The sequence below is a fragment of the Streptomyces sp. NPDC091412 genome, from assembly GCF_044756885.1.
In the GTDB taxonomy this organism is placed as follows: Bacteria; Actinomycetota; Actinomycetes; order Streptomycetales; family Streptomycetaceae; genus Streptomyces.
This window is the reverse complement of record NZ_JBIVTV010000018.1, coordinates 15,213-28,544: the sequence shown is the minus strand read 5'-3', so window position 1 is coordinate 28,544 and position 13,332 is coordinate 15,213. Positions and strand designations below refer to the sequence as shown.

Sequence of the window (13,332 nt, the reverse complement as noted above, 5' to 3'; positions counted from 1 at the left end):
GTCAGATCTTGTCCTCAGCGAGATGGGCCTGGTCATCTGTCGACGCCGCACCCCTCGGCTCGTGGACTGCTTCAAGCGGATGTGTTGGCCCCGCCCCGTGCTATGGCGAGGTGGGCAGGTGCGGGGAGCGGAGCACGAGCAGGGTGATCTCGCTGGGGGCGAAGACGCGGAACGGCGGGCCCCAGAAGCCGGTGCCGCGACTGGTGTAGAGGAGGGTGCGGGTGCCGTGGTGGCTGAGGCCGGCGAGGGCGGGCTGGTCGATGCGGACCAGGTGGTGGAAGGGCCAGATCTGGCCGCCGTGGGTGTGGCCGGAGAGTTGGAGGTCGATGCCGTTGGCTGCCGCCCGGTCGACGAACTTGGGCTGGTGTGCCAAGAGCAGGACGGGCAGGTCGGGGTCGGCGCCGTCCAAGGCTCCGGCGAGGTGGGCGCGGTGGCCTGCCAGGCCGGAGGACTCGGCGGTGACGTCATCCACGCCGGCGACCACGAGGGTGTCGCCTCCGCGTTCGAGCAGCAGATGGCGGTTGCGGAGCGGTTCCCAGCCCAGCTCGTCCATCAGGTCGACCCAGCCCTGGGCCTCGCTGTAGTACTCGTGGTTGCCGGTGACGTATACACGGGCCCGGGTGGCCCGCACGGTACCGAGTGGGACGGCCTGGGCCCGGCGGCGTTCAGCCGTGCCGTCCGCGATGTCGCCGGTGTGGCAGACCAGGTCGGCTTCCAGAGTGTTCACCGTCTCGCACACCCGTGCCGACCAGCGAGCGCGATCGAGCGGGCCGTAGTGGGTGTCGGTGATGAGGACGACGCGGATACCGTCCAACCCGGCACCCAGCCGTGGGAGTTGCACGTCGAGTCGGCGCACGCGTGGCACGCGGTGGGCTTCGGCGTACCCCCAGGCGAGTAGTACGGCGGTTATGCCCAATACGGCCCAAGTAATGATTCGGGCCCGGTCCTGACTCTCGTCGACGCCGGCCAGGGTCAGGGCGAGCCGCAATGGGACGCCGAGCAGAATGGACCAGGTGAACAGAACCCAGCTGGTGCCCAGCAGGGTGTCACCGACGATCGCCGCCCGGTCCTGCTGGCGCCGGCCGTGGCCGCGTACCATCGCGAGCGGCATACCAACGAGGCCGAGGGCGAACAGGGCGGTGCCGACCAGCGTGACGGGCAGCGGCCAGTGCTGGCCGGTGTGCAGGAGCACCCAGCAGGGCACGGCCCACAGCAGGACGGGGGCGATCAGAGGGATGTAGCGCATCAGGCGGTGCACTCGGCTCTGCCGCGGCGCTTGCGCTTCACCCTCGGCGGACCGGGTGTTGCTGGTGTCGGTCACGCTTCCCCTCCCTGACCAGGCTGCCGTCGCGCGCACTGTATCCGGTCGCCCTCGGGCCGGTCGGACCGGCGTTCATGGGCGCGGCCTCGTGGGGCGAAGGGTTCTCTGCAGGATGGCAAGACTCCGCGCCCTCGGCGGGACGGGCCGCACAGCGAACGATGCGAGTTCTGCGCCGGCCTGCTGCACGACTGCACACGCCGGGGCATACGCGCCCAGGTGGCCAAGGACGCCGGGTCCGGGCGGCGGCCCGGCGCGGCGGCGGTGCCGACGCGTGACACCTGCGAGCGCGCCCCGATCCCCGGCTGCGTCCGCGCCGCCCATCCCGCCCACTCGGCCCGGGACACGACCTGGTGCTCGACCCTCGCCTTGCAGTAGGTCGCGTCGAGGTAGACGTACGGGAATCGGACGTGGTCCAGGGGCCTGCTGCGGAATGCGGTCAGCTGGCCGTCCAGGTCCTGGCAGATCCGCGAGACCTCGCTCTTGGATATCCCGGTATCCGTGCCGAGGGCCTTGACCAGGTCGTCGACCGACCGCGTGGACACGCCGTGGACGTAGAACTCCATGATGACCGCGTACAGGGCCTGGTCGATGCGGCGACGCCGCTCCAAAAGCGCGGGGAAGAAGCTCCCCGACCGCAGCTTGGGGATCGCCAGGTCCAGGTCGCCGGCCTGCGTGCTGAGCGTCTTGTCCCGGTGGCCGTTGCGAAGCGCGGTGCGCGTCTCGGTGTGCTCGTTCCACTCCGCGCCGATCCGGGCCGTGGCCTCGGCCTCGATCAGCTCCTGGAGCATCCGCTCGGCCACACCGCGAACGAGTTCAAGCCCGTCCGCCGAACGTAGTGACTCCAACAACCGGAGTAGGTCCTGCTGAGACAGGGCCACCCTGCACCTCCCGCGTTGAACTGCCACTTCGCTACGGAGAGTTGCACGGTGGCCCACCCCGCGGGCAGGGAGCGAAAGACACATCGGCACACGCGCCCGGCGCACTCCCTCACCTTGATCGGCTACACCACGACAGGGACGCCATCCCCTCAGTCGAAGTACACCAGGATGCGGCCGGAGTTGTCCGAGTCGACCTCTCGGCGCACATAGAGCTTGCGGATGTGCTTCTGGTCCAGGAAGGCAAGGACCCGGGCCCTCAGCCGTCCCGATCCCTTGCCGGGGATGATCTCCGCGACCGGTTCACCCGCATGGGACGCCCTGAAGAGAAACTGACGCAACGCGACCTCGATGTCCCGGTTGTTGCGGAAGACCGGGTGGAGATCGAGCGTCATCATCGGGATCCTCCTTCTTGTCATGGTGAGCCAAGGCGCCCTGGTCCCGCAAGGGGTGGCCGGACCCGCCGGAGCGGCCGGGCTGTTACCGCGTCGTAGCTATCAGCCTGGCCGCTTTGCTTGACCGATGCCAGGGGAAACCAGCCCTGTCGGGAAACCAGTTGAAAAACGTGATCGCCGACGCCGTCCGGTGGCGGCTACCTCCGAGGTCTGATGGGGTCACTCTGGCCGGCGATCCGCCGATCACCCCGGAGCTTGATGATCTTCGCCGCCATCCGGGCGAATCTGGTGTCCATGAAGACGAGGAGACCTCAGCCCATCGAACGCCCCGTTCGGCGCTGGGCGGAACGGACCGCGCATGCCATACCGCTCCCTGTGTTGCCCTGGTGCCTGTGGAGGCTGCCGTTCGCGTTCGGATTCACCATGGGCAACACCGAAGGGAGGGTCATCGGCTCAGCCGAAGATTCGGCTGGTCAGTGGTGGCCTTCGCCTCCGCCGACTCGCTGGGACTGATCGCCCTGCACGGGACTGTCGTCGCCCCCAGACCCTTTCGGGACTGGCGGGGCAGTCCGCGTACTTGTTGGAGGTGCTCAGGCAGGTACGGAATGAACCTGCTCAGCTCGACGTCCAGCAACGTGGGAGCTTGGAGGATCTCGGGATGCTGCGGGGTGCGACAATCTGGCCGCCTCTGAGGAGTTGTCACGCTGGTACCGGGGCCGCCTGGTCGTCGGTCCGTTCAGGCCTCTCGATGCTGGTGAACTTGAAGGCCTCGAACGGGAGATCGGGCTGCCACTGCCGTCCTCGTACCGCTCGTTCCTGGAAACGGCGGGCGGGGAGAGCCTCCGGTACTCCGTCAGTTTGTCGGCGTGTGAACCGGAGCCGTTCCAGAGTTTCGACGACCTCTACCAGCTCGGCCGCGACGACGACGGCGAATACGGCTGGGGCACCTTGCTTGGCGAGTACCGCTGCAGCCGTGATGGGTGGCTCGCCGATGGGCTCTCGCTGGCCACCCTTCTCCCGATCGCCCGCAACGGCGGCAGCGACACCTTGTTCCTGGACCTGAACCCGGCCACCCATGGCCAACTCCACGCCTTCGTGCATGGCATCCCTCACCCCGGATACCTGCCGAAGGGTGCCTTCACCAAAGTCGGGTTCAGCAGCAGCTACGTGCAACACGATCCCGCTTTTCTGTAACGGTACTGTCCACGCCTGGGCGATCGGGCTCCTGGGGGTACGCGGGCACCGTACTCTGTCCGACGGCAAGCGTGGGGCAGGGGGAGATATGCCAATTCCAGGCAATGACGCCGAAGGTATTGAAAATCGGTCAATCGGCATCTATCGACTGATTTCCCGACTCGGTGCGGGTGGCATGGGTGAGGTCTACCTGGCCCACTCCCCGTCGGGTCGCCGTGTGGCCGTCAAGGTGGTGCACTCGCAACTGGTGGAGGATCCCCTGTTCCGGGCTCGGTTTCGTCAAGAGGTGGCGGCCGCCAGGCGAGTCAGTGGGGCCTTTACCGCCCCAGTGGTGGACGCCGACCCGGATGCCCAGCAACCCTGGATGGCCACGGTTTATGTGCCTGCCCCGACCCTCTCGGGGTATATTCGGGAAAATGGCCCCATACCTGTGGACGAACTGTGGCAACTCTTTGCCGGATTAGCCGAGGCTCTGCGCGACATCCACCGTGCCCAAGTGATCCACCGGGACCTGAAACCTAGCAACGTACTCATTACCGATGACGGGCCACGGGTCATCGATTTCGGTATCGCCAAAGCCATCGACTGCAGCGCCAGCGAAGTGCACACCAAAACCGGCCAAGTAATCGGAACTCCGCCGTTCATGGCCCCCGAGCAGTGGCAGGTACCGCCGGCAATCAGCCCGGCCGCCGATGTCTTTGCGCTCGGCTCGCTCCTGGTCTACGCGGCCACCGGCCGCGGACCCTTCGACTCGGATCATCCATATGTGACCGCCTACCAGATCGTCCATCACGACCCCGACCTGAGCGCCCTACCCGATCCGCTGCGGCCCATCGTCGAAAAGTGCCTGGACAAGAACCCGACCCGTCGGCCCACCCCGGATGAGTTGCTTACCGTGGTGCACTCTCGCCGCGCCACCATTACTGCGCAGGACCCGACGGGCCAGGATGCGGCGAGCGTGCGGTACAGGCGTCGCAGCAAGCACGGTTTCACACGTGCCCTCACGTCTGGGCTCGCAGCCATCAGTCTGCTGGCCGTGGGGATTCCAGTCGTGCTGAACTGGCGACACGAGTCAGCCCAGCGGACAACCGACTCCGGCGCCGGGTACAACGCCGCCACCAAAGGCATCGCCAAAGCATCGGAGACCAAGGGCGGTACGCTGCGGTTTGTCTCCGCCCAGGAGGCCGACTCCTGGGACCCTCAGCGCACCTACTACGGGTTCGTGTGGGACTTCGCCCGCTACTACACCCGCAATTTGGTCACCTTCGCCCCGCAGCCAGGGCGCAAGAGCACCGCCCTGGTACCTGACCTTGCCGCCGGCCTGGCCAAGGTCTCGGACAGTGGCACGACGTACACCTACGCACTACGTGACGGCATCACCTGGGAAGACGGTTCGCCAATCACTTCCCAGGACATCAAGTACGGCATTGAGCGGGGCTGGGCGGATGATGTCATCTCCGGCGGCCCTGCCCACCTCCAGAAGGCCCTCGACCCGAACAAAACCTACAAGGGGCCATATAACGACAAGGATCCACAGAAGCTGGGCCTGCAGGCCATCGAGACCCCTGACGAGAAGACGATCGTCTTCCATCTGCCCGAGCCAAACGGCGACTTCGAGCAGATGCTTGCTCTGCCGACGGCGTCCCCGGTCAAACGCGAGCGTGACACTGGCCGCCTATACGAACTGAAACCTTTTTCATCGGGTCCATACAAGTTCGCCGCATATGACCCGCACCGCAAACTGGTCCTGGTCCGCAGCGAACAGTGGAACAAGGAGTCCGATCCGATCCGTCCGGCGCTACCCGACCGCATTGAGGTCACTTTCGTCACCGATGCGAACGATATGGACAAGCGTCTCCTCAGCGGTGAATTTGATCTCGACTTGAACGGGACAGGACTCAGTCAGGCCGCCATCTCCAAGGTGCTGGGGAACGCTGACCTCAAGGAGCATCTGGACAATCCGAGGACCGGATACATCAGATACGCAGCCTTTCCGAAATCAGTCAAGCCGCTGGATAATATTCACTGCCGCAAGGCCATCATCTTCGCCGCCGACCATAAGGAGCTGCAAACGGCCCGAGGTGGGCCAATCGTCGGTGGCGATATCGCTCCGAATATGCTCCCTCCATCCATTGCAGGATCCGATCGGACCTACGATCTTTACGGCGTGCTCGACAACAACGGCAAGCAGAACCTTGAAAGAGCCAAGAGGGAACTCCAGGCATGCGGCAAGCCGAACGGTTTCTCCACGACCATTGCCGTGCGTAAAAACATACCAGCCGAGCTGGACACCGCTGCGGCCCTGCAGAAGGAACTGAAGAAAGTTAATATCACCACCACGATCGACCGGATCGACGGCGCAGCGACCTTTGGAGTATTTAAGTCACCCAAGGCGGTGAAGGATAGAGGGTACGGCATCATCCTTGAGGGTTTCGCTGCAGATTTTCCAACCGGTCAGGGTTTCTTGCGATCCCTGGTTGACGGGCGTTTCATCCTGGAGACGGGTAACGTCAACTACAGCGAGCTCAACGATCCGGAGATCAACGCCCTGTTCGACGATGCAATTGCCGAACGGGATCCGGTCAAGGCAGGAAGAATCTACCAACAGATCAACCGCAAAGTCTCCGAGAATGCAGCATACATGCCCATCACTTATGAGAAGATCATGATGTGGCGCGGCCCCCGATTGACCAACACATACACCGCCGACTCCTATTATGGCCGCTATGACTATGTGTCGTTGGGCATAAAATAAGAAATTACCCACTGCACCGGCCCTCTTTAACGAGTTCACTGGGTGACAGCGGTTCCGTGATCGACCTGATCAAGATGAGGCTGCACCTCAAGCGTCGTCTTCCGCGGTTGTCACTACAGGCCCGCCGCAGGGTCGCCGTCGCCGAGGCCTATCCACCAGTGCCCGTCATCCTTCACCAGCAGCAGCTCCTGCCGTTGACCGCTTTGCTTGTACGCCACTGTCACCGGGTTGAAGTAGGGAACGGATCCCTCCAGCACGGTGACTTCGACGGGATCGCCCGCTGCCTGGCCGTACTCGCGTACGTACTTGGCCGCGGTAGGCCTAGGCTGCTTGTAAGCGGGCCCGGCCAGCTCGGCGATTCCCTTCGCGTCTCCGTCCTTGAGTCGCTGGACGTAGACCCGTACGAGAGTGTCGACGTCCTCGGTCGTCTCCTGTACATCGAGGTACGTGGACTTCTCCGCGCGCACCGTCACGTCGACCTTGGGCGCGTCGGCCAGGGCATAGGGCTCGTGGAACCAGTTCCACCACACCCCCGCGGTGATCCCGACGACCAGCAGGCCACTGCCGAGCGAACCAACCAGCTTCCTCATATGCACCTTCCTCCAGTACCAGTTGGACTCGACGCGGTGAACGAGCAGTCGGTTCCCGCATACTGAGACAGCCGGCCGGCTCCGGAGCCGCTGTAGTACAGCACAGATGTACAGCAACCGTGGCGTCCGCAGCCGACCGTCACCAGCGCTCGACGACCGATTCACCAGCCCGGCAGACCTCAAAGCCGCAGGTCGGGGCTATTTCTACGCTTGACAGGCCCGGCCCTCATGGGTGGGCAGACGAGGTTTCCGGCAAGGGCAGGGTGAAGTCGGCGGCGCGGTCGCTGAGCTGCCACAGCAGTTGGCGGGCCTGCTGCGTGGCCCAGGCTGCGGTGGGGTGGGCGGTGACACCGAGGATGTGCACGGTGCGGGTGCGCACTTCCATGACGAACAGGGCGTACAGCCGCTGCAGGAGTCAGCCGCGCCTGGCCCCTCCTGGAGCCCATCATCCTGTCCGCCCTCGCTGTCGAACCCCCGGTCAGCGGCCACCCCGTCCGCCTGGTGCGGGCCGCCCTGTCCTCCGACGCCGTCCCGGTCGGCGCCGCCGCCCGCGCCCGACACGAACTGGGCACGGAGGTGAGAGCGACGGCGTAGGGACAGGACCACCGGCCCCTGAAGTCCGCGGGCCCGACCCGCGGACCACACCGGCATGGCGGCCCGGGTACGCGTGGAGCCTAACGCTGCCAGGTGAAGGGTGAGGACGGCCCTCCGGGCGGCTTCACCGTCCTGCGAGAGGAGAGCCTGACGGAGGCGGGCTTCAGGCAGGCCGCCTGAACGCGCCGCGCGTGGGTTCTGGTTCAGCGGCGGATGAGGCCGAGGTCGGTGGCGATTGCCACGGCGGCGGTGCGAGAGTCGACGCCGAGTTTGGTGTAGATGCGGGCCAGGTGGGACTTGACGGTGCCCTCGGTGAGGTGGAGCCGCTGGCCGATCGCCTGGTTGGACAGGCCCTCGGCGACCAGTACGAGGACCTCGGTCTCGCGCCGGGTCAGGGCGGTGGCGGGGGTGCGGAGCCGGTTCATGAGCCGGTCGGCGACGGCAGGGGCGAGGGTGGTGCGTCCGGTGGCGGCGGTGCGTACGGCGGCGGCCAGGTCCTCGGGCGGGGCGTCCTTGAGGAGGTAGCCGGTGGCACCGGCCTCGATGGCGGGCAGGGTGTCGGCGTCGGAGTCGTAGGTGGTGACGATCAGCACGCGGGGGGCGCCGGGGTGGGCGGTGATCTGGGCGGTGGCCTCGGCGCCGCCCATGCCCTTGCCGAACTGCAGGTCCATCAGCACGACGTCGATGTCGCCCTGGGCGGCGCGGGTGACGGCGTCCTCGGCAGTGGCGGCCTCGGCCACCACGGTGAGGCCGGGTTCGGTCTCCAGGACGGCGCGCAGCCCGGCCCGCACCACCGGGTGGTCGTCGGCCAGGAGCAGTCGGATGGGGCTCTCGGTCACTGGTGGGCCTCGGGTTCTGTGTCGGCGGGCGGGGTCAGGGGGAGCTGGGCGGCCAGGGCGGTGCCGTGGCCGGGGGCGGATTCGACGGTGAGGGTGCCGCCGAGAGCACGCATGCGGGCGCGCATGGCGGCCAGGCCGAAGCCGCCGCTGTCGGGGTCGGGGGCGGGCAGCTGGTCGGGGGCGAAGCCGGTGCCGTTGTCGACGACGTCGAGGGCGACGTGGTCGCCAAGGTAGCTGAGGGTGACCTCGACGGTGGTGGCGTCGGCGTGGCGGACGGTGTTGGCAAGGGCGGACTGGGCGATGCGCAGCAGAGCGACCTCGTGCGCGGTCGGGAGTGGTGCCGCATCGCCGGTGAGATGGACGCGTGCGGTGATGCGGTGCCGGGTGGAGGTGGTGGCGCACAAGCGTTCCAGTGCGCCGGCCAGGGTGGCGCCTTCCAGGGCGGGCGGGGTGAGGGCGGCGACGAAGCGACGGGCCTCGGCGAGGTTGTCCACGGCGGCCTGGCGGGCCTGGTCCACGTAGCCGGCGGCGTTCTCCGGTGCGCCGGGCAGGGCCCGTTCGGCGGCGCGCAGCAGCAGTTGGATGCTGGAGAGCCCTTGGGCGAGGGTGTCGTGGATCTCGCGGGCCAGGCGTTCGCGTTCGGCCAGCACCCCGGCGGTGTGCTGGGCGCGGGCAAGGTCGGCGCGGGTGGTGGTGAGTTCCTCGATCAGGCGTCGGCGCTGTTCGCTCTCCCGGTACAGGGCCTGGTACCCCCACACCACCGCGACCGCGACGGCGGCGCCCAGCGCCGGGCCGATCGCCATGGCGAGGCTGAAGGACCCCTGATGGAATGCGAAGGCGGTGATCGCCGTGAGGGCGGTGGCGGCCACGGCGGCCAGGCCGGCACGGCGCGGCAGCAGGTGGAGCTCGAGGAAGTACAACGGGAAGGCGACCCAGACCCCGTCGGCGGACAGGACCAGCAGCACCAGCCAGCAGGCGCCGACGGCGGCCAGCCAGCCGGCCGCAGCCCACCGCGAGCTGCGGACGGGCGGCAGGAGCGGCCCGGCCGCGTACACCACAGCGCACGCTGCGGCTGCGGCGACGGTCATCGCGGCGTGGGGCCGGTTGTCGGCCACGGCCCGGCCCGCGGCCAGGACAAGGAGGGCGACGATCAGCAGGTGCAGGCACCAGGCCAGGGCCCGGGTGGTCAGGGCGGGAGCGGTGGTGTTCACAGTCCCTCCAGCCTACGGACGCATGCCCCAAGGCGGCCTCCATCGAAAGTTACAACCCGCGTGCCGCCCTTCGATCCGCGAAGTGCCCTCCCTCGCCAGATGCCCGCGCAGGGGGTCGGCGGCGAGGGTGAAGGCACACCGCTTCCACCGCAAGAAAGGGCAGGCCAAAGCCGTGTTCGTCGCCTGGAGAGACCTGAAGTTCGCCAAGGGGCGCTTCGCCCTGATGGGGACCGTCATCGTGCTCATCACCCTGTTGGTCGGCCTGCTGTCCGGGCTGACCGCCGGGCTGGGCCAGCAGAACATCTCCGCCATCACCGGCCTGCCCGCCGACAAGATCGCCTTCCAGGCGCCCAGCGGCGGTCAGAAACTGTCGTACGCCAACTCCACCGTCACCCAGCAGCAGTGGCGGCAGTGGGCCAAGACCCCCGGAGTCACCAGCGCCGAACCGCTGGGGATCACCACCACCAAGGCCACCGCCGCAGACAAGAGCACCGGGGTCTCCGCCTTCGGCGTGACGCCCGGCTCCCCCCTGGCCCCGGACAGCAGCCAGATCAACGACCAGTCGGCGGTGCTGTCCACCACGGCCGCCAACGACCTCGGCGTAAAGCCCGGCGACAACTTCACCCTGGCCGGGCAGCAGCTGACCGTGGCCGCCGTCCAGGGCGACGCCTCCTTCAGCCACACCCCGGTCATCTGGACCAGCCTGAACACCTGGCACAAGGTCGCGCCCCCCACCGCTGGCAGCGACGGCCCGACCGCAACCGTGATCGCCCTGAACACCACCTCCGACACCGATGTGACGGCCACCGACCAGGCCGCCGGCACCCAGACGGTCTCCAAGCAGGACTCGCTGTCCGCGATCGGCTCCTACACCTCCGAGAACGGCTCCCTGCAGCTGATGCGCGGCTTCCTGTTCGCCATCTCGGCGCTGGTGATCGGCGCCTTCTTCACCGTGTGGACGATCCAGCGCAGCGGCGACGTCGCGGTCCTGAAGGCCCTTGGCGCCTCCACGGAGGGCCTCCTCAAGGACGCCCTCGGCCAGGCCGTCATCCTGCTCGCCGGCGGCACCCTGATCGGCACCGGCATCGCGGCCGGCATCGGTGCACTCGTCGCCGGCAGCGCAGTGCCGTTCCTCCTCACCCCCGCCACCGTCCTGCTCCCCGCCGCCGTGATGATCCTCCTCGGCGCCCTCGGGGCCGGCCTGTCCATCCGCCGCATCACCTCCGTCGACCCGCTGACCGCCCTGGGGAGCGCCCGATGAGCCTCAACCTGACCGACATCACCCTCACCTACCCCGACGGCGACACCCGCCTGACCGCCCTCGACCATGTCACGCTCGACGTCCCCAAGGGCAGCCTCACCGCCGTGGTCGGCCCCTCCGGCTCCGGCAAGTCCAGCCTCCTGGCCGTCGCCGCCACCCTCATCCCCCCCGACAGCGGCACCGTCACCATCGACGGCACCCAGACCACCGGCATGAGCCGCGGCGAACTCACCGATCTGCGCCGCCACAAGATCGGCATCGTCTTCCAGCAGCCCAACCTGCTGCCTTCCCTCACCGCCGCCGAACAACTCCAGGTCATGGCCCAGCTCGACGGCCGCAACCCCGCCAAGGCCCGCACCCGCGCCCTCGAACTCCTCGATGCGGTCGGCCTGGCCGACCAGGCCCGCCGCCGCCCCCACCAGCTCTCCGGCGGCCAGCGCCAACGCGTCAACATCGCCCGCGCCCTGATGAACGATCCCACCGTCCTCCTGGTCGACGAACCCACCAGCGCCCTGGACCACGAACGCGGCGCCGCCATCATCGACCTCATCACCCGCCTCACTCACCAGCAGGCCACCGCGACCGTCCTGGTCACCCACGACCGCACCCACCTCACCGCCGTCGACCAGATCGCCGAAGTCCACGACGGACGCCTCCACCTGCCCGCCGCCGCCCGCTGAACCACACCGGCCACGCACCGTGCGCGACGAATGTCGCGCACGGTGCGTCTCATGAATGGCCAAATGAGAAGCCGCCGCCCCACCCCCGCCATGCCACGCATTAATACGATTGAGTTCTAGTCAATTGATCTACGGCGGAATGAGGTTGACGTGCTCAAGGCGCTACGGGGGATTGCGGCCGGCACTGCCATGGTCGCGGCACTGACCGCTTGCGGAAGCGGCGGCGGCGGCGCGACGGGGTCCACGGGCGGACAGGCGAAGGCGCCGATTGTGTTCGCGCCCGACCAAGTACGTACGGCTCTGGTGAGCAAGGCGGGTGCCCCCAAGGGCTGAACGGGGTCCGCGCCAAAGGTCGACCCTGACAATGGCATGAGGGTCTGTGAGGAGGACACGAAGTCGAACTGCGGCGGGTTCGTGGCCGTGGGTTGGTCGCACGTCAGCCCGGACGAGCAGCCGGCGTACGACAAAGACGGGTCGGGGAGGGTCGAGTTCCATCTCTACTCCTTCCGCTCCCCGGATGACGCGAAGGCGGCCATGAAGGGCTTGGCTGCCGAGGAGCGGCGATCGGCCGACGCCAACGGCGTCGAGATGAAGCCGTTGAAGATCTCCGTGGCGTGGACGAGACCGACGCCTTCACGGGCCAGAGGACCAGGATCATGATGCGCGTCGGAACCATCCTCGTCTTCGTCGAAAGCCAGGGGGACCTCCGCGAGGAACAGCCCTACAGCGACCTCGCCAAGATCCAGATCGACCGGATCAAGAAGACCGCCGAGGGCAAGAACCCCGACATCTGAGTCGGTGCGTTACTGACGTTCGGCCCGGCAGCGCGAGCCGCCAGGCCGAACGAGCCGGTCCTGATCGGCAGGAAAGAGTGACCCATCCGGGCACACTGAGCCTTTGCCAATCTCAGTTTGAGCAGGTCAGGTGCAGGGTGAGGACGGTCTGGACGTAGCTGGTGATTCGGGTGGTGCTGCAGCGGAGCTTCCGTAGCAGGCGCCATGCCTTGAGTGTGGCCATGGCTTGCTCGCGGAGCGAGCGGATCCTGGCGTGGGAGACGTTGACGGCTCGCTGCCCCTCGGACAACTCCTCCCAGCGGCCCCGGAAGGGCACGAGGACGGTGCCTCCGGCACCCTGATAGCCCTTGTCGGCCCAGCAGCGGAGGTCGACCTCGGTCACAGCGGCGATGACCCCGTGGGTACGTGCGGTCCTGATGTCGTGCACCGCCCCGGGCAGGGCGGGCGAGGCCCACAGCAGGCGGCCGAAAGGGTCGGCGATGACTTGCACGTTCATGCCGTGCTTCTTGTGTTTACCGGAGTGCGCGCCGTGAGGCGCTTGTTGTTCGAGTGGTGGTGAAAGACCACCACCACCGTCCTGTCGCAGCAGGGCGGTTGAAGCTGGGGACAGCCTGAACCGGGAGATGCCGGGGAGGGCGGCCGTGGATGTCGTACCAGAGGCCGTCCAACCGGGGCAGCGCGGCGAGGCGCTCGATGAGCTCGTCGGTGAGCGCGGTCCAGGCGGCGGCGGTGACGGTGCCGCCGGGCAGCGACTTGCCGACCAGAGCGCCGTGCCATTCGGCGGCCTCCCGTTGCGGGTGACGCGTACGGACCGGTCGTCTGA

11 protein-coding genes and 4 pseudogenes are annotated in these 13,332 nt (G+C 67.6%); 6 read left to right on the top strand and 9 right to left on the bottom strand.

The window, feature by feature from the left end:
• Positions 1-100: 100 nt before the first annotated feature.
• The 3 genes and pseudogenes from ACIQMV_RS31245 to ACIQMV_RS31235 form a co-directional block, all read right to left on the bottom strand.
• Positions 101-1,321, bottom strand: coding sequence for a metallophosphoesterase (locus ACIQMV_RS31245; protein ID WP_402596587.1), 1,221 nt, complete (start codon positions 1,319-1,321; stop codon positions 101-103).
• A gap of 332 nt (positions 1,322-1,653) precedes the next feature.
• A pseudogene (locus ACIQMV_RS31240) lies at positions 1,654-2,199 on the bottom strand (transposase); the annotation flags it as partial.
• A gap of 149 nt (positions 2,200-2,348) precedes the next feature.
• Positions 2,349-2,594, bottom strand: coding sequence for a Smr/MutS family protein (locus ACIQMV_RS31235; RefSeq protein ID WP_402596586.1), 246 nt, complete (start codon positions 2,592-2,594; stop codon positions 2,349-2,351).
• A 693-nt stretch (positions 2,595-3,287) separates the two neighbouring features.
• On the opposite strand from ACIQMV_RS31235, the gene ACIQMV_RS31230 reads away from it, so the two are divergent.
• Together ACIQMV_RS31230 and ACIQMV_RS31225 are read left to right on the top strand one after the other, a co-directional pair.
• Positions 3,288-3,785: an SMI1/KNR4 family protein gene (locus ACIQMV_RS31230; protein ID WP_402596585.1), complete on the top strand. Its 498-nt coding sequence runs from the start codon at positions 3,288-3,290 to the stop codon at positions 3,783-3,785.
• Positions 3,786-3,873: 88 nt separating this feature from the next.
• Positions 3,874-6,540 carry an ABC transporter substrate-binding protein gene (locus tag ACIQMV_RS31225; RefSeq protein ID WP_402596584.1) on the top strand — a complete coding sequence of 889 codons (2,667 nt, stop codon included), beginning with the start codon at positions 3,874-3,876 and terminating at the stop codon, positions 6,538-6,540.
• Positions 6,541-6,653: 113 nt separating this feature from the next.
• Here ACIQMV_RS31225 and ACIQMV_RS31220 read toward each other — a convergent pair whose 3' ends face one another.
• Positions 6,654-7,130, bottom strand: a complete 477-nt coding sequence (locus ACIQMV_RS31220) for a hypothetical protein (RefSeq protein WP_402596583.1) — start codon at positions 7,128-7,130, stop codon at positions 6,654-6,656.
• A gap of 226 nt (positions 7,131-7,356) precedes the next feature.
• The gene (locus ACIQMV_RS31215) at positions 7,357-7,515 is read right to left on the bottom strand and encodes a hypothetical protein (RefSeq protein WP_402596582.1); all 159 of its coding nucleotides are present in this window, start codon (positions 7,513-7,515) and stop codon (positions 7,357-7,359) included.
• Positions 7,516-7,541: 26 nt separating this feature from the next.
• Here ACIQMV_RS31215 and ACIQMV_RS31210 point away from each other — a divergent pair.
• Positions 7,542-7,724 (top strand): annotated as a pseudogene (locus ACIQMV_RS31210) (ROK family protein); the annotation flags it as partial.
• Between the two features lie 203 nt (positions 7,725-7,927).
• Here ACIQMV_RS31210 and ACIQMV_RS31205 read toward each other — a convergent pair.
• Together ACIQMV_RS31205 and ACIQMV_RS31200 are read right to left on the bottom strand one after the other, a co-directional pair.
• On the bottom strand, positions 7,928-8,563 hold the full coding sequence (locus tag ACIQMV_RS31205) for a response regulator (protein WP_402596581.1): 636 nt from the start codon (positions 8,561-8,563) through the stop codon (positions 7,928-7,930).
• A complete protein-coding gene (locus ACIQMV_RS31200) occupies positions 8,560-9,774 on the bottom strand; it encodes a sensor histidine kinase (RefSeq protein WP_402596580.1) in 1,215 nt (404 codons plus the stop codon). Before ACIQMV_RS31200 ends, ACIQMV_RS31205 begins: the two co-directional genes overlap by 4 nt.
• A 172-nt stretch (positions 9,775-9,946) precedes the next feature.
• Here ACIQMV_RS31200 and ACIQMV_RS31195 point away from each other — a divergent pair, with 172 nt between their 5' ends.
• From ACIQMV_RS31195 to ACIQMV_RS31185, 3 genes are all read left to right on the top strand, one after another.
• Positions 9,947-11,035 (top strand): ABC transporter permease, encoded by a 1,089-nt coding sequence (locus ACIQMV_RS31195; RefSeq protein ID WP_402596665.1) that lies wholly within the window; start codon positions 9,947-9,949, stop codon positions 11,033-11,035.
• The gene (locus ACIQMV_RS31190; RefSeq protein WP_402596579.1) at positions 11,032-11,715 is read left to right on the top strand and encodes an ABC transporter ATP-binding protein; all 684 of its coding nucleotides are present in this window, start codon (positions 11,032-11,034) and stop codon (positions 11,713-11,715) included. The genes ACIQMV_RS31195 and ACIQMV_RS31190 overlap by 4 nt, the downstream gene beginning before the upstream one ends.
• A 614-nt stretch (positions 11,716-12,329) precedes the next feature.
• Positions 12,330-12,509 (top strand): hypothetical protein, encoded by a 180-nt coding sequence (locus tag ACIQMV_RS31185; RefSeq protein WP_402596578.1) that lies wholly within the window; start codon positions 12,330-12,332, stop codon positions 12,507-12,509.
• A 112-nt stretch (positions 12,510-12,621) separates the two neighbouring features.
• Here the strand turns inward: ACIQMV_RS31185 and ACIQMV_RS31180 are convergent.
• Together ACIQMV_RS31180 and ACIQMV_RS31175 are read right to left on the bottom strand one after the other, a co-directional pair.
• Positions 12,622-13,032, bottom strand: a pseudogene (locus ACIQMV_RS31180) (transposase family protein); the annotation flags it as partial.
• Between the two features lie 115 nt (positions 13,033-13,147).
• Positions 13,148-13,300 (bottom strand): annotated as a pseudogene (locus ACIQMV_RS31175) (M81 family metallopeptidase); the annotation flags it as partial.
• Positions 13,301-13,332: the final 32 nt, after the last annotated feature.